The organism is Actinomadura sp. NPDC048032 (assembly GCF_040653175.1).
Lineage (GTDB): Bacteria > Actinomycetota > Actinomycetes > Streptosporangiales > Streptosporangiaceae > Spirillospora > Spirillospora verrucosospora.
This window is the reverse complement of sequence record NZ_JBEZJP010000834.1, coordinates 1-1,056: the sequence shown is the minus strand read 5'-3', so window position 1 is coordinate 1,056 and position 1,056 is coordinate 1. Positions and strand designations below refer to the sequence as shown.

General features: G+C 75.2%; 1 protein-coding gene. It reads left to right on the top strand.

What is annotated here, in order from left to right:
* Nucleotides 1-188: 188 nt before the first annotated feature.
* On the top strand, nucleotides 189-1,056 hold an 868-nt coding region (locus AB0C69_RS42575; RefSeq protein ID WP_360362697.1), incomplete at its 3' end, for a histidine kinase dimerization/phosphoacceptor domain-containing protein.

Sequence of the window (1,056 nt, the reverse complement as noted above, 5' to 3'; positions counted from 1 at the left end):
CCCCGCCCCGGCCGGGCGCGCCGGGCCGGCGCCGGGGGCGGGGCGGGGTCGCTGTCACGCGCCAACCGTAGTTCAGCCCCGCCCCGCGCCGCGCACCGATCGAAGATCATCGCGGGGCGGGAGCCGCCGTCCGCGCCCCTGACTTTCGTCAGTAACGGCCCAGTTCACCGGCCAGTAGCGTGAACCCCGTGAACGACTCCGCGGCCCTTGGTCTCCCGACGCCCGCGCCGCCCCCGCCGTCCCGCCTGCGGGCGCTGCTCCGCCGGCCCTCCCGCGCCGCGCTGGTCAAGGACGTCCTGCTGTACGGGATCCTGGCGTTCCCCGTCCTGGCCGGCATGGTCTCCCCGCCGCAGCCCGGCCGGGCGTCGTGGTGGCTGCAGGCGGCCGGGCTCGGCGTCCTCGCCGCCGCGATCGCCGCGGGACGCGCCTGGCCCGCCCCGGCGCTGCTCACCGTCATCGCGCTGACCCTCGTCCACGGCAACTTCGTGTTCGCCATGCCCTTCCTGTCCTACCTGGCGGGCCTGCGCAGCGCCCGCGCGCAGCCGCTGCTGTGGGGCTTCACCGGAGTGTTCGTCGGCGGGGCGCTGCTGTCGGCGGTCCGCGGCACGCAGGTCAACGCCTGGTTCCCCGCCACCGTCTGGCTCGTCCTGTTCGGCGTCCTGCCGTGGCTGGTGGGCCGCTACTGGCGCCAGTACCAGGAGCTGCTGCGCGCCGGATGGGAACGCGCCGAACGCCTGGAGCACCAGCAGCGCATCGTCGCCGAACGCGAAAGGCTCCGCGAGCGCGCCCGCATCGCCCAGGACATGCACGACTCCCTCGGCCACGAACTGGCCCTGATCGCCGTGCGCGCCGGCGCGCTGGAGGTCGCGCCGGGACTGCAGGACCGGCACCGCGCCGCCGCCGCCGAACTGCGCACCGGCGCCGCCGACGCCACCGACCACCTTCGCGAGATCATCGGCCTGCTGCGCGACGACGCCGCCGAGGACCGTGGAGACCTTCTCGACGGCAACCACACCCGAGCGTTACGAGCCGGCGTTCGTGAGTTGCGTCTTCACT